The organism is Bacillus sp. 01N42_2 (assembly GCF_056399565.1).
Genome location: NZ_JBFTRO010000006.1, coordinates 83,519 through 103,191, shown reverse-complemented (window position 1 = coordinate 103,191; position 19,673 = coordinate 83,519). Strand labels below are relative to the sequence as shown.

Below are 19,673 nucleotides of genomic sequence, written 5' to 3'. Positions count from 1 at the left end.
TTTGTATACGTATGATCCTGTCCTTTGATGAAAGGGCAGTTTTTAGTGGTAAATCACGACATTACTGAAACAGCAATCAGAAGGAGTTTGAATAATTTGACTATAACGTTTCAAGATTTCCAATTAAGTTCTGATCTCATGAAGTCAATCAACCGTATGGGATTTGAAGAAGCAACACCGATTCAGGCACAAACGATTCCGCTCGGACTTTTAAATAAAGATGTCATCGGACAAGCGCAAACAGGTACAGGTAAAACAGCTGCGTTCGGTATACCCCTTGTTGAAAAAATGAACCCCGAGTCTCCTAATATTCAAGCAATCGTAATCGCGCCAACCCGTGAATTAGCCATTCAAGTATCTGAAGAGTTATATAAAATCGGACAAGATAAGCGCGCGAAAGTGCTGCCTATTTACGGCGGCCAGGATATCGGGCGTCAGATCCGCGCATTGAAGAAAAACCCGCATATCATCGTAGGTACGCCGGGGCGTCTTCTTGACCATATCAACCGCCGCACGATCCGTCTTAACAACGTGAATACGGTTGTCATGGATGAGGCCGATGAAATGCTGAACATGGGATTCATTGATGATATCGAATCAATTCTCTCAAACGTGCCGAGCGAGCATCAGACGCTTCTATTCTCAGCAACAATGCCTGCTCCGATCAAACGGATCGCAGAGCGTTTCATGACTGAGCCTGAGCATGTAAAAGTAAAAGCGAAAGAAATGACTGTTTCTAACATTCAGCAGTTCTACTTGGAAGTGCAAGAGCGTAAAAAGTTCGATACGCTGACTCGTCTTCTTGACATTCAGTCTCCGGAACTTGCGATCGTATTCGGACGTACAAAACGCCGTGTTGATGAGCTGGCTGAAGCCTTGAACCTGCGCGGATATGCAGCTGAAGGAATTCACGGCGACTTAACGCAGGCGAAGCGTATGGTTGCGCTTCGCAAATTTAAAGAAGGTGCAATCGAAGTGCTTGTAGCGACTGATGTTGCCGCCCGCGGACTTGATATCTCAGGCGTAACACACGTGTACAACTTTGACGTGCCTCAAGATCCTGAAAGCTACGTTCACCGTATCGGAAGAACGGGCCGTGCAGGAAAAACGGGTATGGCGATGACGTTTATCACACCGCGTGAGAAAAGCATGCTTCGCGCGATTGAACAAACGACAAAACGCAAAATGGACCGCATGAAAGAGCCGACGCTTGACGAAGCATTAGAAGGACAGCAGCAGGTGACGGTTGACCGTCTGCGCACGGCGATCAGCGAAAACAACCTGAACTTCTACATGACGGCAGCTGCGGAATTATTAGAAGATCATGATGCAGTGACAGTTGTGGCTGCAGCCATCAAAATGGCGACAAAAGAGCCGGACAGCACGCCTGTACGCCTCACTGATGAAGCGCCGATGGTCAGCAAACGCTATAAAAACCAGCGCACTTCTAAGCGCAGAGACGGCCAAGGCGGCGGCTACCGCGGCGGCGGCAAAGGGAAAAACACCAACCGTTCTTCCTACGATAAAAAACGTTCAACTGACCGCCGTTCTTCAGGTGACAGACGCCAGAAAAAATCATACTAAAACACAGGAAGCGGACCCTTTTACAGGGTCCGCTTTTTTTCGATATGCCGGAAAGTGAATCTTTTTTGCAAATCAGCCGTATTTGTATGTATGATAAAAAATGGGAGGTAGGTATGTTGAGAGCACAGCCAAAAAATCGAATCAGTCCAAGCGGCTTAAAAGTCTGGCGTCTTCAGGAAATCATCCTGTCCGCCGTTTGTCTTCTGGCCGTTATAGCAGCAGCTGTTTTAAGCCATTTCTTCCATTGGCCATATTGGATCACCGGAGTCCTTGGCATCATTTGGATCATCGGCTCAGTAATATCCATCTATGCCATACCGAAAATCAGGCACAGGATCTGGCGTTATGAAGTCCATGAAAATGAAATAGATATTCAATCCGGCATTTTTATTGTCAAACGGGTCATTGTGCCGATGGTGAGGGTGCAGCACGTAGATACTTCACAAGGCCCGCTTCTCAGAAGATACCGCCTGGCCTCAGTCAAAATCTCCACGGCGGCGACCGTTCATTCCATTCCGGCGCTTGATATGGAGGAAGCTGACCGGCTGAGGGATTCCATTTCCCGTCTGGCAAGGGTGACGGAAGATGATGTCTGAGCCGAAACGTCTGCACCCGGCGGCCGTGATTTTGAACTTATTCCATATTATTATCGAAACCATTAAAAACATTATTCTGCCATTTTTTCTTGTCTATATTGTTAATTCCAACCATTTCATCCGCTTTTACGGAGGCATTGCGCTCGCCGTTTTGCTTATCTGGCTGATTGCAGCAAGCGTGATCGAATGGAGAAAGTTTACATATCGCATTGAAGACGGGGAATTCAGAATAGAAGAAGGCTTATTTTTTACAAAAAAAAGATACATCTCCATTGACCGGATTCAATCAATGAATACGAGTGCAGGCGTCATTCAGCAGCTTTTTAAGCTGGTTAAGCTGCAAATCGAAACGGCCGGCGACGGAAAAAATGCCGAGGCCGTCTTATCCGCCATTACCGTGGAAGAGGCGGAACGGATCAGAGCGGCGGTTTTTCAGCAAAAAGCCGAGCTGGAAGAACACCGAGAGACAGCGGCGGAGCAGGAGCCGATGCCTAGGGGTGATGTGCAATCCGTCTACCGGCTGTCTTTAGGCGAGCTGCTTATGGCGGCTTCAACATCCGGGGGAATCGGTGTCATCATCTCAGCGGTATTCGCCCTCTTTTCTCAGATTGATGAAGTATTTCCGATGGACTGGCTCTATGACAGGTTCTCTTTTCTCAAGCATGCGAGCATCGGCATTTACGCCGTGATCATTTTCATAGGATTGTTCATCGCCTGGCTGTTAAGCATCGCCGGTATGATGATCAAGCATGCCAACTTCAAAATAGAGAAAAAGGAACATGAATTGGTCATTACACGCGGAATTATTGAAAAGCATCAAGTGACGATCCCGCTCCGTAAAATTCAGGCCATTAAAATTAAAGAAAATGTCATCAGACAGCTATTCGGATACGCGACGGTTGCGATTGTCAGTGCAGGCAGGGCGGGGAATGAGAAAGAAGGCGCTCAAACGATTCTGTTTCCGATCATCCGCAGATCCAAGCTCGGTGTGATGCTGAACGATTTCACACCGGATTACGTGCTGGAAGAAAACCGGAATCATTTGCCGAAAAGGGCGCTGCGCCGGTATTTATTCCGATCCATAATCTTCTCGGTTTTCGTGATCATCCCGCTTTGTATTCTGTTTAAACCGTGGGGATATGCATCGCTGCTTGTGCTTCCTGCCGAACTGGTGCTTGGATATGCCTCGTTTAGGACAGCGTCATGGTGCATAAACGGCGGCAGGCTTCAGATCACCACGAGGCTGATCGGGAAGACGACCACGATTATGCTGAGAAGAAGAATGCAGATGTTTGAAGTCAGCCGGTCTATTCTGCAAAAAAGAAGACGGCTCGCATCAGTGGCTACCGCGGTGAAATCAGCTCACCACATGGAGCATGTCATGCTGAAGGATGTCAGTGAGGAAGATGCCGAACGCATCGGGCGCTGGTATTCATATGAAAAAGCGGACGGTTAATACCGCCGCTTTTTTTGCTGCACGCATAAAAAAGAAAGCAAAAATCCGCCTGCCAGTCCGAACAAATGCGCCATAATGTTAATATTAGAATTGATAAAGGTCGACAGCACCGCGATGACAAGCAGCGTCATAATCATTTTTGACTGGTCCCGGCCGATCAGCTCTTTCCGGAAGACAGTCAGAAACACATACACGCCGAAAAGTCCGAAGATCGCCCCTGATGCGCCGACATGCACATAATCAAGCGGCTCGACAAGATACGTGCCGATATTGCCGATGATGCCTGACGCGATGTACACAATCAGAAAACGGACTTTTCCGAGCATCTGCTCAAGCGGGGGCGCGAATAAAAACAGAGACATGGAGTTAAACAGGAGATGGGTGAAATTCGCGTGTAAAAACATTGGTGTCACCAGCCGCCACCATTCTCCCTCGAAAACGCCGTAATTATAGCCGGTCACTGCATCTGACCACATCATGACGGAATGAAGCGGCAGGCTGAAAAACAGCCATAAAAACGCCTGAAGCGCCAGAATACAGCTGACGGCGGGATAACGTCTGATAAAAGTCTGGAAATTTTCCGTTCGTATAAACATCGCAAGCCCCTTTGCACTTGATTTGTTACATATATAGTAACACGTTTATGACACAAACCGTTTTTTAGTACGGACTTTTAGGAGGAATTCACATGATTTTCGGAATCGGAATCGACATCGTTGAACTGCACAGAATTGAAAACATGCTCAGTCGGCAGACGAGATTTCCGCAAAGAATATTGACGGACGGTGAATACGTCCGTTTTACACAGCTGTCGGACAAAAGGAAAATTGAATTTCTCGCGGGGAGATTTGCGGCAAAAGAAGCCTTTTCGAAAGCGTACGGCACGGGTATCGGCAAAGAGCTCAGCTTTCAGGATATTGAAATCGGAAAGGACCCGGCCGGAAAGCCAGTGCTGACCTGCGCCAAGCTTGACGGCGCGGCAATTCACGTCTCCATTACCCATACAAAAGAATACGCCGCGGCGCAGGTCGTGATTGAAAGGTTGTCACGCTAGTCTGCATATTAGCCGAAACCCCTTCATATATTTGATAGTGCATTAAGGGAGACAAGTTGTTTGAGGCTTTTATGGTACGCGTCCGGCCGTTCAGGGCGTACCGTTAAAGTCAAACAAGCGATTTCTTCCCTTTACATCAATTGAGAAGAAGGGGTTGGAAAAAGGTGAGAAAAAGCTTTGTTTTGCTTTTAACGGGACTGCTTGCCGTCCTTATTCTTTCGGCCTGCGGCCAAAAATCACAGGAAGATATCGTGACCGGTTTAGATAAGAAGGCGAAAGAATACACCTCGTACAAAGCAAAAGCCAAAATGACCATTGAAACGGGGAGTGATCCGCAAGTATACAATGTGGAAATCTGGCATAAAAAACCTTCCCTGTACCGGGTCTATCTGGAAAATCCGAAAAAAGACCAAAATCAAGTCATTTTACGGAACGCCAACGGAGTCTTTGTCCTCACGCCGTCTTTAAATAAGAGCTTCCGCTTCCAAAGCGACTGGCCGAATAACAGCAGCCAAGTATATTTGTTTGAGTCACTTGTAAAAGACGTGCAAAATGACAAAGACGCCGTCTATTCCGCCAAAGATAAAAAGTACACGTTTGAAACAAAAACAAACTATCAGCATAACAAAATGCTGCCGACGCAAGAAATCACTTTCAACAAAAAGGACATGAGCCCGTCGCTCGTCAAAGTCATGGATACAGACCGGAAAGTGATGGTAAAAGTCGAATTCAAAAGCTTTGAATTCAACAAACCGTTTGACAAAGACTCTTTTGACGAGAAGAAAAACATGACGCTTTCCCAGATGGACGTCGCCACAAGCGCTAAGCCGTCTGATTCATTTGCCGTCAAAACACCGCTTCAAGTGCCGGCCGGCGTCAAAAAGCTTGAAGAGAAAGATATTTCAACCGCGGACGGCAAACGGGTCGTCATGACATACGGCGGGGAAAAATCATTCACGCTCATTCAAGAAAAAGCCCAAATCGCAAAAGCAGCCTCTGCCGTCACGCTGAAAGGCGAACCGGTTAATCTCGGCTTCACGGTCGCAGCACTATCCGATACGTCTTTAACGTGGACATATGACGGAGTGGATTACCTCCTGTCATCGAAGGATCTTACGAAAGACGAAATGGTGGCCGCCGCCAAAAGCATGCAGGGACAGTCTTCAAAATAACGTCAAAAAGAGGCCGCCGCTGCCGGCCTCTTTTTTTGATTCCATTTCACTTTGCAGCATAATTTTAGTATGATAATAACAATATGGTTTGAAAATAATGCTAGGAAGTGTATCGAGTGAACACAGCATCCTTTTACAGAGAAACGTGGGCGGAAATCAACCTGTCTGCGATTAAAGAAAATGTCACACATATGAAAAAACACATCGGCGAAAACGTCCATCTCATGGCGGTTGTAAAGGCGAACGCTTACGGCCACGGAGATTTGGAAGTCGGGAAAGCCGCGCTTGAAGCGGGTGCCTCGTGTCTTGCCGTAGCGATACTGGATGAGGCGATCTCCTTGAGAAAACGGGGCATTACAGCGCCGATTCTCGTCCTTGGCGCCGTGCCCCCTGAATATGTACAAGCCGCTGCCGAATATGACGTCACACTGACGGGATATTCTGTTGAATGGCTTCAGGAAGCTGCGCGCCACCTCGGAAGTGAAACAGTGCCGTTTCACCTGAAAGTCGATACCGGCATGAACAGACTCGGAGTCAAAACGGAGGAAGAAATCCAAAGCGTGTTAAAAATCCTCGGCCAAAATCCCGGTTTAGTCTGTAAAGGCGTATTCACCCATTTTGCAACCGCGGATGAAAAAAACAGAGATTATTTCCTCTTCCAATTTGAACGCTTTAAAAAATTGATCGCTCCGCTTCCTTTAAAAGAATTGATGGTCCACTGCGCGAACAGCGCTGCCGGACTTCGTCTTAAAAAAGGCTTTTTTAACGCGGTTCGTTTCGGCATCAGTATGTACGGGCTCCGTCCTTCCGCTGACATCCAAAACGAAATTCCGTTTCAATTAAAGCCGGCTTTTGCACTGCACTCTGTTTTATCCCATGTGAAAAAAATCCGCAAAGGGGAAAGCGTCAGCTACGGTGCAACATATACGGCAGAGAAGGATCAATGGATCGGAACCGTTCCCATCGGCTATGCAGACGGATGGCTCCGCAAGCTGAGCGGTACGGCTGTGCTGATCGGCGGCAGACGGATGAACATTGCCGGAAGGATCTGCATGGATCAATTGATGGTCGAATTAGACCAATCTTATCCGCCGGGCACCAAAGTCACCCTGATCGGCAGCCAGAAAGAAGAAACGATCACGATGGACGAAATCGCCGGGCGGCTTGAGACGATTAATTACGAGGTCCCTTGTACCATTAGTTCCCGCGTTCCCCGTATGTTTTTGGAAAATGAGAGTATAATGGAAGTAAGAAATCCTTTACTGCAAGAAAATACAAGCAAGTAGCCGTCATCCGGAAAAAGAGAATTTATAAAACAGCTTTGCTTGACGTTTGAATAATGGTATCATTATGTCTGGATGGATGAATTGGTCGTATCCGTAAGTTTGGTGGAGGTGTATGTTTTTTGTCTGAATCCAGCGCAAGAACCGAAATGAAAATCAGCTTGCCTGAAAACTTAGTAGCTGAATTGGATGGTGTAGCGATGCGGGAGAAACGAAGCAGAAACGAACTGATATCACAAGCAGTGAGAGCGTATGTCAGCGAACGGACAACTCGCCACAACCGTGATTTGATGAGACGCGGGTATATGGAAATGGCGAAAATCAACTTGAACATTTCTTCTGAGGCTCACTATGCTGAGTGCGAAGCAGAAACGACCGTTGAGCGCTTAGTCAGCGGAGGATAATCATTTTGATTGTAAAGCGCGGCGATGTTTATTTTGCTGATTTATCTCCTGTTGTTGGCTCAGAGCAAGGCGGCGTACGCCCGGTTTTAGTGATCCAGAATGATATCGGAAATCGCTTTAGCCCGACTGCTATTGTTGCAGCCATAACAGCCCAAATACAGAAAGCGAAATTACCAACCCACGTCGAAATTGATGCAAAACGCTACGGTTTTGAAAGAGATTCCGTTATTTTGCTGGAGCAAATTCGGACGATTGACAAGCAAAGATTAACGGATAAAATAACTCATCTGGATGATGAAATGATGGATAAGGTTGATGAAGCCCTGCAAATCAGTTTGGCACTCATTGATTTTTAGTCATATTTTTCTGGTTGCTCATAAAGAGCAACTTTTTTTGTTTTCGAAAAACATAAGCGCTATAATAAAGAGATAATCAAACAAAATTTGTTGTTTTGTGTCGGGAGGTCAGTGAAACCCATGTCGAATCAGAAAGTGTATCAGTTCATTATTGATCAGCATGATGAACTGCTTGATACTTGGACAGCCAAACTAAAAGAAGTAGGCAATCAGGAAGACTATCAGCTTACGAATCACATATGTGAAAATATTTGTAAAGATTATATAGACATTCTTTTATTATCGACTAAAAATGACGAGGCTACCGAAGAGCAGATCAGTGAACTCGCACTGCGCGCCGTTCAGCTCGGCCTGTCACTGAAACTTCTTTCAGCCACCCTGTCAGAGTTTTGGAAACTGCTTTACGAAACGATGGTCGACCTTAATATGGCCGATCAGGACAGAGCGGATTTGATTTTGGAAATAGACAGCTTTTTCAATCCGATAAACACGGAAATCTTAAATCAGTATTCTATCTCCTGGGAAAAAACGGTTACTTTGCAAAAAATCGCGCTTCAGGAACTGTCGGCTCCGCTGATCCCGGTATTTGAGCATGTAACGGTCATGCCGCTTGTCGGGACGATTGATACGGAGCGTGCAAAGCACATTATGGAAAATCTGTTAAACGGCGTGGTGAAGCACCGTTCACAGGTTGTATTGATTGATATTACGGGCGTGCCGGTCGTTGATACGATGGTGGCGCACCATATTATCCAGGCATCGGAAGCGGTGCGGCTTGTCGGCGCGAAATGCCTGCTCGTCGGAATCCGTCCGGAAATCGCGCAGACGATCGTTAATCTGGGAATTGATTTGTCACAGGTTATTACGAAGAATACCCTTCAAAAAGGAATTCAAACAGCGCTTGAAATGACAAATCGAAAAATCGTTTCATTGGGGGAATAACATTGTGAGACATCCAAAAATCCCGATCTTGAAACTGTATAACTGCTTATTGGTATCCATTCAATGGGAACTTGACGATCAGACTGCTTTGCATTTTCAGGAAGACCTGCTGAACAAAATCTATGAAACCGGCGCGAACGGGGTCGTCATCGACCTGACATCCGTTGATATGATCGATTCATTTATCGCGAAAGTGCTCGGCGATGTCATTACCATGTCAAAATTAATGGGCGCAAAAGTCGTGTTGACGGGAATTCAGCCGGCTGTGGCGGTCACATTGATTGAACTCGGAATCTCACTTGAGGAAATCGAAACAGCGCTCGACTTAGAGCAAGGGCTTGAGACATTGAAGCGGGAATTGGGGGAATAGCGATGAACGACCAATCCTGTGTGAAAATCATGACAGAATGGGATATCGTAGCCGCCAGACAGCTTGGCCGCAACGTTGCGAAGGAATTAGGCTTCGGCACGGTGGACCAGGCCAGAATCACGACGGCTATCTCAGAATTGGCCAGAAATATCTACTTATATGCCGGCAAGGGCCAGGTCAGCATAGAACAAGTAAACGACAGAGGTAAAAAAGGCCTTAAAATCATAGCAGAAGACAAAGGACCCGGAATCCCCGACATCCGTAAAGTGATGGAAGACGGCTTTTCAACGTCTGGCGGACTGGGAGCGGGGCTTCCGGGCGTCAAAAGGCTGATGGATGAATTCAGCCTGCAATCTGTTGCAGAGGAAGGAACAGAGATTCAAGCCGTGAAATGGCTTCGGTAGGAGGTTAGAACGTGGATTTCAGGGAGGTTATAGAGCAGCGGTACCATCAGCTGCTTAGCCGATATATAGCCGAATTAACAGAAACATCTTTATATCAAGCCCAAAAATTCAGCCGAAAAACGATTGAACATCAGGTTCCTCCGGAGGAAATTATCAGCATCCACCGAAAAGTAATAAAGGAACTGTATCCGGATCTGCCGGAAGATGTTTTTCATTCGCTGGATTTTTTAATAGAAGTCATGATTGGCTACGGGATGGCTTATCAGGAACATCAAAGTCTGAGAGATATCCAGCAGGAGCTTCGTTCAGAAATTGAAATTGCCGCAAATGTCCAGCAGACGCTGCTGGGCACAAAAATTCCTGAAGAAGAAGAGCTGGATATCGGGGCGATCAGCGTTCCCGCCAAGCAGATGAGCGGGGACTATTATCACTTTGTCAAAGACAAGGAATCGATTAACATCGCGATAGCCGATGTCATCGGAAAAGGAATCCCCGCCGCATTGTGCATGTCGATGATCAAGTATGCCATGGACTCTCTTCCAGAGATCGGCATTCACCCCTCCCAAGTGTTGAAAAACCTTAACCGCGTTGTAGAACAGAATGTGGACTCAAGCATGTTTATCACCATGTTTTACGCAAACTACAATACGAAAAATCACCAATTTACGTATGCTTCTGCGGGGCATGAACCGGGCTTCTACTACTCTGAAAAAGAAAAGAAGTTTTATGATCTGGAGGCAAAAGGATTGGTGCTGGGAATTTCTCAGGATTTTGATTACAGCCAATACGAACAGCACATGGACGAAGGAGACATGATCGTTCTTTTTTCTGACGGCGTCACCGAATGCCGTACCGAAAACGGTTTCTTGGAGCGCAGCGACATTCAGCGCATGCTGGAAGAACATATGGAATGCTCGGCGCAGGATATGGTCAAAAATATTTACGACAGCCTGCTGAGACTCCAGGACTTTCAGCTTCATGACGATTTTACGTTAATAGTTTTGAAAAGAAAGGTTTAACAAAACGGCAGCACGGGTAAAAAGCCATTAGCACGAGTAAGGATAACTTTCAGAGGTGATACGATGAATTTAACGGTAGATATGAAGGAGAATCTTTCAGATATACAAATCAATATCGCTGGAGAAATCGATGTATACTCAGCTCCGGTGGTTCGTGAAAAGCTGATGCCCTTGGCAAACGAGGGGAAAAACATGAGAATCTGCTTAAAAGATGTAAACTATATGGACAGTACGGGTTTAGGCGTTTTTGTAGGCGTGTTTAAAACGGTGAGCAAGGAAGGCGGTTCTTTGAAGCTTGAGAATCTTTCCGATCGGCTCGTCCGTCTGTTTGAAATTACGGGGCTTAAGGATATCATCGACATTTCGGCAAAGTCAGAAGGTGGCGTGCAATGAGTACATCAGTTGATTATATTGAGATGAAAATTCCGGCCGAACCGGAATACGTAGGGATCGTCAGGCTTACATTATCAGGTGTCGCCAGCAGAATGGGCTATACCTACGATGACATTGAAGATTTGAAAATCGCTGTCAGCGAAGCTTGTACAAACGCTGTCCAGCATGCATACAAAGATGAAAACAAGGGAGAAGTATCCGTGCGGTTCGGTGTGTTTGAGGATCGGCTGGAGGTCATTGTCGCCGATCAGGGAGACAGCTTTGATTTTGATCAGAAGCAGCAGGATCTCGGGCCGTACACGCCTTCGCACACAGTCGATCAATTGTCAGAAGGAGGACTCGGTCTATATTTAATGGAAACGCTCATGGATGAAGTCAAAGTTCAAAGCAACTCTGGCGTAACCGTGGCGATGACAAAGTATTTAAATGGGGAGCGAGTTGATCATGGCACAACCATCAAAAACTACGAAACTAACTAAAGATGAAGTTGATCGGCTCATACGCGACTTTCAAATACATGATAATAAAAAAGCCCAGGAGACACTCGTCGAGGTGTATACCAATCTCGTCGAAATGCTGGCAAAGAAATATTCAAAAGGAAAAAGCTTTCACGAGGATCTCCGCCAGGTCGGGATGATCGGGCTTCTCGGCGCCATTAAACGCTATGATCCGGAGGTCGGCAAATCCTTTGAAGCATTTGCGATTCCGACCATCATCGGCGAGATCAAACGCTTCCTCCGAGATAAAACATGGAGCGTACACGTCCCGAGACGGATTAAAGAACTCGGGCCGCGCATTAAAATGGCGGTGGATCAGCTGACGACAGAGACACAGCGGTCGCCGAAAGTCGAAGAAATCGCAGCCTTTCTCGATGTGTCAGAAGAGGAAGTGCTTGAAACGATGGAGATGGGAAAAAGCTATCAGGCGCTTTCTGTCGATCACAGCATCGAAGCGGATGCAGACGGAAGCACCGTCACGATCCTTGATATCGTCGGTTCGCACGAGGAAGGATACGAACGCGTCAACCAGCAGATGATGATCCAAAGCGTGCTTCATGTGCTGTCTGACCGCGAAAAACAAATTATCGATCTAACATTTGTGCAAAATAAAAGCCAAAAAGAAACAGGGGACATTCTCGGAATATCTCAAATGCACGTCTCGCGCCTACAGCGGAAAGCGGTGAAAAAACTGAGAGAGGCCTTGATTGGAGATCCCTCCATGGAGCTAATGTAATGATTCAGGTTGAAGAAAACGAACATGTTCAAACTCTTGTATACCAATTAAATAAAGAAGGCAAGTCCATATGCGGGGACAGCTTTTTCATAAAGGCGGATGAAGAGGAATTGGTTTGCGCGGTAGCCGACGGTCTCGGCAGCGGATCCCTTGCCAACGAATCCTCCTCAGCTATTAAAGACATCGTGGAAACATATGCGGATGAGGATGTGGAAAGCATCATTGAGCGCTGTAACCAAGCGATGAAAAACAAAAGAGGGGCGACTGCCTCCATCTTAAAAATCAATTTCACCAAAAGAGAACTGACATACTGTTCGATCGGGAATGTCCGTTTCTTTCTGCACTCCCCATCAGGCGAAGTCTTTCATCCGCTCCCGATTTCGGGTTACCTCTCAGGCAAACCGCAAAAATACAAAACGTATACGTCATCATACGAAAAAGGGGCGACATTCATCATCTACACGGATGGGCTGGAGGTTCCGCATATCCGCACTTGCTTAAAGCAGGGACACTCAATAGAAGATATATCAAAATCAATTCATCCGTACACAACATCCAGACGTGATGATTTGACCTATATTCTCGGGCAGCTTTTATCGTAAGGCTGCTTTTTTTATGTTCCGCCGTTTTTTGATACACTAGAGAAAGAATGAAGAGATGGAGGCTTTGGTGAGATGGAAACATTAGCCCTTTTGAAAAAACAAATTGCTGAAGAAACAGCGTTATCCCAAAAACATGTCGAAAGTGTCATCCGCCTGCTTGAAGACGGCAATACCGTTCCGTTTATTGCGCGGTACCGAAAAGAGCAGACCGGCTCAATGGATGAGGTGCAGATTCAGGCAATCTCCGAGCGGTGGCAGTACATACAAAACCTGACGCAGCGGAAAGAAGAAGTCATCAGATTGATCGCCGAACAGGACAAGCTGACGGACGGACTGAAGCAAAAAATCGAACAAGCGGCCAAGCTTCAGGAAGTCGAGGATTTATACCGTCCCTTCAAACAAAAACGGAAAACAAAAGCGACCGTCGCCAAAAGCAAAGGGCTTGAACCGCTTGCGGACTATATTCTTTCACTCCCGAAAGAAAACCGTCTACACGAAACGGCTGATCAATATATCAATGCAGAAAAGGAAGTCGCCACAAGGGAAGAAGCCATTGAAGGCGCGAAGCACATCATAGCCGAACAAATCTCGGATGATCCTCATTTCAGAAAGTGGATCCGCCAGGAAACGTATAAAAAAGGAATTCTCACATCCGCGGCAGGCAAGTCAGCCGCAGACGATGAGAAAAACGTCTATGAAATGTACTATGAGTACGAAGAGCCGATCCAAAAGGTCGTTCCTCACAGAGTGCTCGCGATGAACCGCGGTGAAAAAGAAGGCATTTTAAAGATTGCGATCGAACCGCCCGCCGATCAGATAAAAGCTTATTTAGAAAAGCAAATCATCAAACACCGTGAAACGCCTGTGAAAGAAACGCTGAAAGAAGCCATTGAGGACAGTTACAAACGCCTGATCCAGCCGGCTATTGAGCGTGACATCCGCAAAGAGCTGTCAGAAAAAGCAGACGCGCAGGCGATCCATATTTTCGCTGAAAACCTGCGTAAGCTCCTGCTGCAGCCGCCGATGAAGGGAAAAGTCGTGCTCGGCGTCGATCCGGCTTTCCGTACGGGATGCAAACTGGCAGTCGTTGACGAGACGGGAAAAGTGCTGAAAATCGACGTCATTTATCCGCACGCTCCCGTCAAAAAGACAGCGGAAGCCCGGAAAAAAATCAAAGAATTGCTGGACCGGTACGAAGTCGAGGTTGTGGCGATCGGGAACGGCACGGCATCACGGGAGACAGAGCAATTCGTCGTTGATGTGTTAAAAGAAACAGAGCGGGACATTTATTACGTCATCGTCAATGAGGCCGGAGCAAGCGTGTATTCCGCGTCAGAAATCGCCCGTGAGGAATTTCCGGATTTTCAAGTCGAAGAGCGCAGCGCCGTCTCCATCGCGCGAAGATTGCAGGACCCGCTGGCCGAGCTTGTAAAAATTGATCCTAAATCCGTCGGTGTCGGGCAATACCAGCATGATGTCAGCCAAAAGCAATTAAACGAATCTCTCCGTTTTGTCGTAGAAACCGTCGTCAACCAAGTCGGGGTAAATGTCAACACAGCATCCGCCGCGCTGCTTCAATATGTAGCCGGATTATCCAAAACCGTCGCCGGCAATATCGTCAAAAAAAGGGAAGAACTCGGCAAATTTACAAATCGTAAAGAGCTGAAAGAAATCCCGCGCCTCGGCGCAAAAACATATGAACAATGCATCGGCTTCTTGAGAGTGCCCGGAGGCCAGGAGCCGCTTGACCGCACCGGGATACACCCGGAAAGCTATAAAGAGACAAAGGCGCTGCTCAAAAAACTGCAGCTCACTGCAGATCAGATCGGAAGCGCGGACGTAAAAGAGAAAATCAGCGCACTGCCGCTGTCTGAGACGGCTGAGGAGCTCGGTATAGGGGAAATTACACTTGCAGATATTTGCGGACAGCTGACAAGGCCGGAACGCGATCCCCGTGACGAAGTGCCGAAGCCTTTGCTGAAAAAAGACGTTCTGCAGCTTGAGGATTTAAAGGAAGGAATGGAATTGCAGGGCACCGTCCGCAACGTTGTGGATTTCGGCGCTTTCGTCGATATCGGCGTCAAGCAAGACGGGCTTGTGCACATCTCAAAACTGAGCAATCAGTTCGTCAAACATCCTCTCGACATCGTATCGGTCGGAGACATTGTCACCGTATGGGTCGAAGGGGTGGACGTGCAAAAGGGCAGAGTGTCGCTGTCTATGGTAAAATAAAAGCACTGCTTACGAGCAGTGTTTTTTTCTGTAGAAATACCAGCACTGGTTCAGCAGTTTGATTTGATAATTGTCCTTTTCTAAAAACGCTTTTTGCATTTGTTTCATCAGCCAATTCGGCATGGCTCATTCCTCCTCAGCTTTTAGTTAGAGGGCGGTTTTAACATATTGTATGCGAACGGTAAATTGTCCCGTTCGATGTTTTTAAGCGGGGTGCACATATGGATAACGAACAACTTCAAAAGCTGACGGAAGACATCTCTGCACAGGATTTCGGGAAGCCGTTCCGTCACCGGGCCTTTTTCAATGACCGGCTGAAAACGACAGGCGGCCGGTACATGCTGTCTTCCCATAACATCGAATTAAACCGCAAATATCTGCTCGAACATGGCCGGAGCGAGCTGGTAGGCATCATCAAACACGAGCTTTGCCATTATCACCTTCACCTTGAAGGAAAAGGGTACAAGCACAGAGACAAAGACTTCAGAGACCTGCTTCAGAAAGTCGGAGCGCCGAGATTCTGCACGCCGCTCCAAACAAAAAAGACACAAAAGAAAACATATATGTATAGATGCACGGCCTGCGGCCAACAGTATATAAAGAAGCGGGCAATGAATCCGGAAAGATATGCCTGCGGAAAGTGCAGGGGAAAAATCAAAAGAATTTTTTAAAAAGACTTGACTCATTTTAATGTTCTATGTTAAATTATAAAAGTCGTTGAGAGACAACGACACTTTCTTAAAAAAATAAATGTTGCTTATTGACACAATATGTCGCATCATTTATAATGAAGAAAGTCTGATTATTCCACAGTAGCTCAGTGGTAGAGCTATCGGCTGTTAACCGATCGGTCGCAGGTTCGAATCCTGCCTGTGGAGCCATATGGAGAAGTACTCAAGTGGCTGAAGAGGCGCCCCTGCTAAGGGTGTAGGTCGCGTAAGCGGCGCGAGGGTTCAAATCCCTCCTTCTCCGCCAGATAAGTTCTCAACCAGACGGCCCGTTGGTCAAGCGGTTAAGACACCGCCCTTTCACGGCGGTAACACGGGTTCGAATCCCGTACGGGTCACCATTTACCTTCGTTGGGCTATAGCCAAGCGGTAAGGCAACGGACTTTGACTCCGTCATGCGTTGGTTCGAATCCAGCTAGCCCAGCCATTTTATTTTAAAATTTTGAATCACTTTTAGAGCGAGCCATTAGCTCAGTTGGTAGAGCATCTGACTTTTAATCAGAGGGTCGAAGGTTCGAGTCCTTCATGGCTCACCACTTGTCACGCGGGTGTGGCGGAATTGGCAGACGCGCTAGACTTAGGATCTAGTGTCTTACGACGTGGGGGTTCGAGTCCCTTCACCCGCACTTTATTTTCAAAGTGCTGATCACTAGCTTATATGCTTAGTGGAAAAACAGCTTCATAACATGCGGTCGTGGCGGAATGGCAGACGCGCTAGGTTGAGGGCCTAGTGGGTGAATAACCCGTGGAGGTTCAAGTCCTCTCGGCCGCATCAATGATACCAAGGGTTTAGATACCTTTGGTATTTTTTGTTTATAGACATTTATCTGTTACTGTCCGTCGTATGATTTGTCAGCTATCTCTTTTTGAAGAACCTTTTTATTTTCCTTAATATATTCGCTTTGCTTCTGCTGACTGCGTGCGGCGGTAGTAAATATGATAATGCAATTAATGAAGTAATTAAGCAGGAGAAGAAAGCTAGAAAAGAAATGAGAGCTGATTCTGATGAGTACAAGAGAGATAACGCCATAATTCGTGTATATGATGACGGGAAGTATATTCAACTTGCGTTTTATCAGCCAGAAGAAAGTTCTCGCAAGCTTACTACCTATTCTTATTATGAGAAGCTTGGAGATTCCTGAAATGGCACATATGCCGGGTGGTGGTGATGGCGACCGACTTGGTCTGTATAAGAGTTAAAGGGAAGGAAACCAAAAACTAAGGAGTAGACTTTATGTCTGCGTTTTAACGGTGTGGCGACCAAATATCTGAACAATTACCTTGCGTGGGCGTGATTTCAAGTATTAGAAAGCATCCATCATCAGAGAAATGAAGTTACGGTGAACGATATGATAAAAAAGAGAATTTAATTCCAAATATAGAAACGTATAATACACTTAGATTATCAAAGTTTACTGTTTAAGGTTATTTCTTTTATCAACTAACGGGCAGTTTAGTGAAAGAATTATCTTCATATTTACTTCAATTCACAAAACGTAAGTTCTTATTGTATTATGAAATTAAGGGGGAATGACAAATGAATAAAACTGAGTTAGTATACTTTTCGGAAGAATATAGTGATATTTTGGATTCTTTTGAACTTCCTAAAGTGCAAGTTCAATTTACTTCGTTACCGGGCAATTATAAAGAAGTAACAGAAGGACAGTATCGGATTGTTATACTTAATGATAGAGAACCAGTTGGGTTTTTTTTATTACACGCAACTGACGAAGTGAAGGACTATTCGGATAACCCGCAGGCTATGTTGCTAACAGCATTATCAATCAATCAAGTCAAACAAGGAAAAGGCTACGCTAAGCAAGCTTTGTTATTACTAAAGAAATTCGTTGCTGAGGAATTCCCCGACTGTAATGAAATTGTTTTAGCTGTTAATCATAAAAATATAGCTGCTCAAAAACTGTATCTAAAAGTTGGGTTTCAAGATACAGGAATTAGAAAAATGGGCATAATCGGTGAGCAGTACATTATGAGTTTAAAGTTATAAAAATACATAACAATACAGGTATCAAATATGCTGTTGTAAGAAAAGGCATAATGGGTGATACGGTATTGGGCACGAAATATGTTAAAGGCCATTTTACGGGTGAGGATAAGAGGATTAAGTTAAATGGGAATAGCATGACATTTAAAGGAGCAAACTTGCGTTTTCTTCCTAATTATCCTGGTGTCTATGCTGATATTGGCGGATTGGATTGGTAAGGATTTGGAGCAGACATAGAAGTCTGCTCTTTTTTTATGTTTAAAATCTGTCAAGAAATGTTCGATCTGCCATAACGATTAATCTAAATATTCCAACAATTTAGTGGAGATGGGGGAGCTTTCTTGCAGCAGGGTTTTTTAAAGAGAAGCAAAATTCCATATGATTTGGTGACAAAAAAACTAAATGCTTTCTGCTGACTGCATGCGGCGGTAGTAAATATGATAATGCAATTAATGAAGTAATTAAGCAGGAGAAGAAAGCCAGAAAAGAAATGAGAGCTGCTTCTGATGAGTACAAGAGAGATAACGCCATAATTCGTGTATATGATAACGGGAAGTATATTCAACTTGCGTTTTATCAGCCAGAAAAGAGTTCTCGCAAACTTACTACTTATTCTTATTTATGAGAAGCTTGGAGATTCCTGAAATGGCACATATGCCGGGTGATGGGGATGGCGACCGACTTGGTCTGTATAAGAAAACACCTGATTATGAAGAAGTTAAAGGAAAAGAAACAAAGTTGGAAGAGTAGATTTATATGTCTGCTCGAGGCTTTTTTTGTATGATAAATAAGAAGGGAGAAATGGAGATGATCATTTGGATAAACGGGGCTTTCGGTTCTGGAAAAACACAAACGGCCTTCGAACTGCACAGAAGGTTGAAAGCATCTTATGTGTATGATCCTGAGAAGATGGGTTTTGCGCTGCGCTCCATGATACCGCCGGAGATCGCGGAAGACGATTTTCAAAGCTATCCCTTATGGCGGACGTTCAATAACCGCCTGTTAGCCTCTCTGGCCGATACATATCGCGGCATCATCATTGTGCCTATGACGATTGTACATCCTGAATACTTTTATGAGATCATCGGCAGACTTAGACATGACGGTCAGACGGTTCACCACTTTACACTAATGGCTTCAAAGGAAACCTTGTTAAAACGGCTGCGCACAAGAGCAGAAGGAAAAAATTCATGGGCCGCCAAACAAATCGGCCGTTGCATTGAAGGATTGTCATCACCAGTTTTTGCGGATCACCTCCGAAGGTTCACCGACAGATTGATGGTAAAGCTAAATCATATCCGCATCAAATAAAGATCCCGCACAGAAAGCCCGAGTAGACTTTATGTCTGCTCCTTTTTTATGCTTCAAAATTTCTTTCCCTATTTTTTAGAGGTTTGGGGCTATTTGTCTGACTCTAGTGAAAATGATTTAGCCTCTACAGTTTTTTTCATCAGTAAAGCATCTATACTATAGGGTATTTTTTTAAAATAAATTAATATGAATGCACCTGCAGATGCAGAGAATACAGAATAGTCAAGAGAAGTCTTAAAACCTGTTCCTACAGTTAAACCTAGAGCGAAAATAATCAACATAGCACCACTCAATACAGCAGTTATTCTTGTTTTGAAACCAATGATCAAAAGTATTCCTAAGATGGTTTCAAAAATAGTTGCTATCCATCCTGCTATCGGTACAAGAGCATCTGGTATAAAAGGAGTTAAGGCAGCAACATCATCCGTGTGATTTTCAATATTTCCCCATACGACATTAGGCTTGCCAGGTGTCCCCCATATTCCGAATCGATCGGCTGCAGAAGATAAAAAGCTAATTCCTCAAGCGAGCC

At 45.5% G+C, this 19,673-nt stretch carries 23 protein-coding genes, 7 tRNA genes and 3 pseudogenes; 30 read left to right on the top strand and 3 right to left on the bottom strand.

The genetic code is table 11. From position 1 onward, the window contains the following. Positions 1-96 precede the first annotated feature (96 nt). From cshA to AC1DN5_RS14365, 3 genes are all read left to right on the top strand, one after another. A complete protein-coding gene (gene cshA, locus AC1DN5_RS14375) occupies positions 97-1,584 on the top strand; it encodes a degradosome RNA helicase CshA (RefSeq protein WP_047476319.1) in 1,488 nt (495 codons plus the stop codon). Positions 1,585-1,700: 116 nt separating this feature from the next. Then, positions 1,701-2,180 carry a PH domain-containing protein gene (locus AC1DN5_RS14370; protein ID WP_029575265.1) on the top strand — a complete coding sequence of 160 codons (480 nt, stop codon included), beginning with the start codon at positions 1,701-1,703 and terminating at the stop codon, positions 2,178-2,180. Then, positions 2,170-3,636 (top strand): PH domain-containing protein, encoded by a 1,467-nt coding sequence (locus tag AC1DN5_RS14365; RefSeq protein WP_064778179.1) that lies wholly within the window; start codon positions 2,170-2,172, stop codon positions 3,634-3,636. Before AC1DN5_RS14370 ends, AC1DN5_RS14365 begins: the two co-directional genes overlap by 11 nt. Here AC1DN5_RS14365 and AC1DN5_RS14360 read toward each other — a convergent pair. Further along, the gene (locus AC1DN5_RS14360) at positions 3,633-4,232 is read right to left on the bottom strand and encodes a rhomboid family intramembrane serine protease (RefSeq protein WP_016937174.1); all 600 of its coding nucleotides are present in this window, start codon (positions 4,230-4,232) and stop codon (positions 3,633-3,635) included. The two genes, AC1DN5_RS14365 and AC1DN5_RS14360, sit on opposite strands and share 4 nt — an antisense overlap. A 92-nt stretch (positions 4,233-4,324) precedes the next feature. On the opposite strand from AC1DN5_RS14360, the gene acpS reads away from it, so the two are divergent. The 14 genes from acpS to AC1DN5_RS14290 all read left to right on the top strand — a co-directional run bounded on the left by acpS (position 4,325) and on the right by AC1DN5_RS14290 (position 15,100). Beyond that, a complete protein-coding gene (gene acpS, locus AC1DN5_RS14355) occupies positions 4,325-4,690 on the top strand; it encodes a holo-ACP synthase (protein WP_095242092.1) in 366 nt (121 codons plus the stop codon). Positions 4,691-4,854: 164 nt separating this feature from the next. Then, the gene (locus AC1DN5_RS14350) at positions 4,855-5,862 is read left to right on the top strand and encodes a LolA family protein (RefSeq protein WP_016937172.1); all 1,008 of its coding nucleotides are present in this window, start codon (positions 4,855-4,857) and stop codon (positions 5,860-5,862) included. A gap of 116 nt (positions 5,863-5,978) precedes the next feature. After that, positions 5,979-7,148 carry an alanine racemase gene (alr, locus tag AC1DN5_RS14345; RefSeq protein ID WP_016937171.1) on the top strand — a complete coding sequence of 390 codons (1,170 nt, stop codon included), beginning with the start codon at positions 5,979-5,981 and terminating at the stop codon, positions 7,146-7,148. A 119-nt stretch (positions 7,149-7,267) separates the two neighbouring features. Beyond that, positions 7,268-7,549 (top strand): type II toxin-antitoxin system antitoxin EndoAI, encoded by a 282-nt coding sequence (gene endB / locus AC1DN5_RS14340; protein WP_003156188.1) that lies wholly within the window; start codon positions 7,268-7,270, stop codon positions 7,547-7,549. Positions 7,550-7,554: 5 nt separating this feature from the next. Further along, positions 7,555-7,905 carry a type II toxin-antitoxin system endoribonuclease NdoA gene (gene ndoA, locus AC1DN5_RS14335; protein ID WP_003156187.1) on the top strand — a complete coding sequence of 117 codons (351 nt, stop codon included), beginning with the start codon at positions 7,555-7,557 and terminating at the stop codon, positions 7,903-7,905. Positions 7,906-8,025: 120 nt separating this feature from the next. Further along, the gene (locus AC1DN5_RS14330) at positions 8,026-8,847 is read left to right on the top strand and encodes an STAS domain-containing protein (protein ID WP_003156182.1); all 822 of its coding nucleotides are present in this window, start codon (positions 8,026-8,028) and stop codon (positions 8,845-8,847) included. Between the two features lie 4 nt (positions 8,848-8,851). After that, positions 8,852-9,217 (top strand): RsbT antagonist protein RsbS, encoded by a 366-nt coding sequence (rsbS, locus tag AC1DN5_RS14325; protein WP_003156180.1) that lies wholly within the window; start codon positions 8,852-8,854, stop codon positions 9,215-9,217. A gap of 2 nt (positions 9,218-9,219) precedes the next feature. Then, the gene (locus AC1DN5_RS14320; protein ID WP_003156178.1) at positions 9,220-9,621 is read left to right on the top strand and encodes an anti-sigma regulatory factor; all 402 of its coding nucleotides are present in this window, start codon (positions 9,220-9,222) and stop codon (positions 9,619-9,621) included. 11 nt (positions 9,622-9,632) lie between these two features. Continuing rightward, positions 9,633-10,640 carry a PP2C family protein-serine/threonine phosphatase gene (locus AC1DN5_RS14315; protein ID WP_016937170.1) on the top strand — a complete coding sequence of 336 codons (1,008 nt, stop codon included), beginning with the start codon at positions 9,633-9,635 and terminating at the stop codon, positions 10,638-10,640. A 63-nt stretch (positions 10,641-10,703) separates the two neighbouring features. Further along, positions 10,704-11,033 (top strand): anti-sigma factor antagonist, encoded by a 330-nt coding sequence (locus AC1DN5_RS14310; RefSeq protein WP_016937169.1) that lies wholly within the window; start codon positions 10,704-10,706, stop codon positions 11,031-11,033. After that, positions 11,030-11,512, top strand: a complete 483-nt coding sequence (gene rsbW / locus AC1DN5_RS14305) for an anti-sigma B factor RsbW (RefSeq protein ID WP_003156173.1) — start codon at positions 11,030-11,032, stop codon at positions 11,510-11,512. Before AC1DN5_RS14310 ends, rsbW begins: the two co-directional genes overlap by 4 nt. After that, entirely contained in the window at positions 11,478-12,266 is a 789-nt protein-coding gene (gene sigB / locus AC1DN5_RS14300) for an RNA polymerase sigma factor SigB (RefSeq protein WP_016937168.1), read from the top strand. The genes rsbW and sigB overlap by 35 nt, the downstream gene beginning before the upstream one ends. Further along, complete coding sequence (gene rsbX, locus AC1DN5_RS14295; RefSeq protein WP_016937167.1) at positions 12,266-12,868, top strand: phosphoserine phosphatase RsbX; 603 nt, start codon at positions 12,266-12,268, stop codon at positions 12,866-12,868. The genes sigB and rsbX overlap by 1 nt, the downstream gene beginning before the upstream one ends. A 72-nt stretch (positions 12,869-12,940) precedes the next feature. Then, positions 12,941-15,100, top strand: a complete 2,160-nt coding sequence (locus tag AC1DN5_RS14290; RefSeq protein WP_016937166.1) for a Tex family protein — start codon at positions 12,941-12,943, stop codon at positions 15,098-15,100. A gap of 9 nt (positions 15,101-15,109) precedes the next feature. On the opposite strand, the gene cmpA is transcribed toward AC1DN5_RS14290, so the two are convergent. Continuing rightward, complete coding sequence (cmpA, locus tag AC1DN5_RS14285) at positions 15,110-15,223, bottom strand: cortex morphogenetic protein CmpA (RefSeq protein ID WP_003156164.1); 114 nt, start codon at positions 15,221-15,223, stop codon at positions 15,110-15,112. Between the two features lie 98 nt (positions 15,224-15,321). On the opposite strand from cmpA, the gene AC1DN5_RS14280 reads away from it, so the two are divergent. From AC1DN5_RS14280 to AC1DN5_RS14220, 13 genes and pseudogenes are all read left to right on the top strand, one after another. After that, positions 15,322-15,771 carry a SprT family protein gene (locus AC1DN5_RS14280; RefSeq protein WP_049627932.1) on the top strand — a complete coding sequence of 150 codons (450 nt, stop codon included), beginning with the start codon at positions 15,322-15,324 and terminating at the stop codon, positions 15,769-15,771. A 135-nt stretch (positions 15,772-15,906) separates the two neighbouring features. Continuing rightward, a tRNA-Asn gene (locus tag AC1DN5_RS14275) sits at positions 15,907-15,981 on the top strand. Between the two features lie 3 nt (positions 15,982-15,984). After that, positions 15,985-16,075: transfer RNA gene (locus AC1DN5_RS14270), tRNA-Ser, on the top strand. 19 nt (positions 16,076-16,094) lie between these two features. After that, positions 16,095-16,169, top strand: a tRNA-Glu gene (locus AC1DN5_RS14265). Positions 16,170-16,180: 11 nt separating this feature from the next. Beyond that, positions 16,181-16,255: transfer RNA gene (locus tag AC1DN5_RS14260), tRNA-Gln, on the top strand. Between the two features lie 33 nt (positions 16,256-16,288). Further along, positions 16,289-16,364, top strand: a tRNA-Lys gene (locus AC1DN5_RS14255). A gap of 8 nt (positions 16,365-16,372) precedes the next feature. Then, positions 16,373-16,454: transfer RNA gene (locus AC1DN5_RS14250), tRNA-Leu, on the top strand. Between the two features lie 62 nt (positions 16,455-16,516). Continuing rightward, a tRNA-Leu gene (locus tag AC1DN5_RS14245) sits at positions 16,517-16,600 on the top strand. Between the two features lie 94 nt (positions 16,601-16,694). Next, positions 16,695-17,050 (top strand): annotated as a pseudogene (locus tag AC1DN5_RS14240) (cystatin-like fold lipoprotein). A 19-nt stretch (positions 17,051-17,069) separates the two neighbouring features. After that, positions 17,070-17,251: pseudogene (locus tag AC1DN5_RS14235) on the top strand (IS1595 family transposase); the annotation flags it as partial. Positions 17,252-17,365: 114 nt separating this feature from the next. Then, positions 17,366-17,833, top strand: a complete 468-nt coding sequence (locus tag AC1DN5_RS14230) for a GNAT family N-acetyltransferase (RefSeq protein ID WP_366970139.1) — start codon at positions 17,366-17,368, stop codon at positions 17,831-17,833. Positions 17,834-18,239: 406 nt separating this feature from the next. Then, positions 18,240-18,580, top strand: a pseudogene (locus AC1DN5_RS14225) (cystatin-like fold lipoprotein). Positions 18,581-18,637: 57 nt separating this feature from the next. Continuing rightward, complete coding sequence (locus tag AC1DN5_RS14220; RefSeq protein ID WP_366970171.1) at positions 18,638-19,141, top strand: tunicamycin resistance ATP-binding TmrB; 504 nt, start codon at positions 18,638-18,640, stop codon at positions 19,139-19,141. Positions 19,142-19,230: 89 nt separating this feature from the next. Here the strand turns inward: AC1DN5_RS14220 and AC1DN5_RS14215 are convergent, their stop codons facing one another. Beyond that, positions 19,231-19,581, bottom strand: a complete 351-nt coding sequence (locus tag AC1DN5_RS14215; protein WP_441397065.1) for a TQO small subunit DoxD — start codon at positions 19,579-19,581, stop codon at positions 19,231-19,233. Positions 19,582-19,673: the final 92 nt, after the last annotated feature.

Excerpts from the sequence above, each read along its gene's own strand:
- rsbW (WP_003156173.1), top strand. The coding sequence starts at position 11,030 with ATGAGTACATCAGTTGATTATATTGAGATGAAAATTCCGGCCGAACCG.
- AC1DN5_RS14360 (WP_016937174.1), bottom strand. The coding sequence starts at position 4,232 with ATGTTTATACGAACGGAAAATTTCCAGACTTTTATCAGACGTTATCCC.
- AC1DN5_RS14280 (WP_049627932.1), top strand. The coding sequence starts at position 15,322 with ATGGATAACGAACAACTTCAAAAGCTGACGGAAGACATCTCTGCACAG.
- AC1DN5_RS14365 (WP_064778179.1), top strand. The coding sequence starts at position 2,170 with ATGATGTCTGAGCCGAAACGTCTGCACCCGGCGGCCGTGATTTTGAAC.
- cmpA (WP_003156164.1), bottom strand. The coding sequence starts at position 15,223 with ATGCCGAATTGGCTGATGAAACAAATGCAAAAAGCGTTTTTAGAAAAG.
- AC1DN5_RS14320 (WP_003156178.1), top strand. The coding sequence starts at position 9,220 with ATGAACGACCAATCCTGTGTGAAAATCATGACAGAATGGGATATCGTA.
- AC1DN5_RS14310 (WP_016937169.1), top strand. The coding sequence starts at position 10,704 with ATGAATTTAACGGTAGATATGAAGGAGAATCTTTCAGATATACAAATC.
- AC1DN5_RS14230 (WP_366970139.1), top strand. The coding sequence starts at position 17,366 with ATGAATAAAACTGAGTTAGTATACTTTTCGGAAGAATATAGTGATATT.
- AC1DN5_RS14220 (WP_366970171.1), top strand. The coding sequence starts at position 18,638 with ATGATCATTTGGATAAACGGGGCTTTCGGTTCTGGAAAAACACAAACG.
- acpS (WP_095242092.1), top strand. The coding sequence starts at position 4,325 with ATGATTTTCGGAATCGGAATCGACATCGTTGAACTGCACAGAATTGAA.
- AC1DN5_RS14290 (WP_016937166.1), top strand. The coding sequence starts at position 12,941 with ATGGAAACATTAGCCCTTTTGAAAAAACAAATTGCTGAAGAAACAGCG.
- sigB (WP_016937168.1), top strand. The coding sequence starts at position 11,478 with ATGGCACAACCATCAAAAACTACGAAACTAACTAAAGATGAAGTTGAT.
- rsbX (WP_016937167.1), top strand. The coding sequence starts at position 12,266 with ATGATTCAGGTTGAAGAAAACGAACATGTTCAAACTCTTGTATACCAA.
- AC1DN5_RS14330 (WP_003156182.1), top strand. The coding sequence starts at position 8,026 with ATGTCGAATCAGAAAGTGTATCAGTTCATTATTGATCAGCATGATGAA.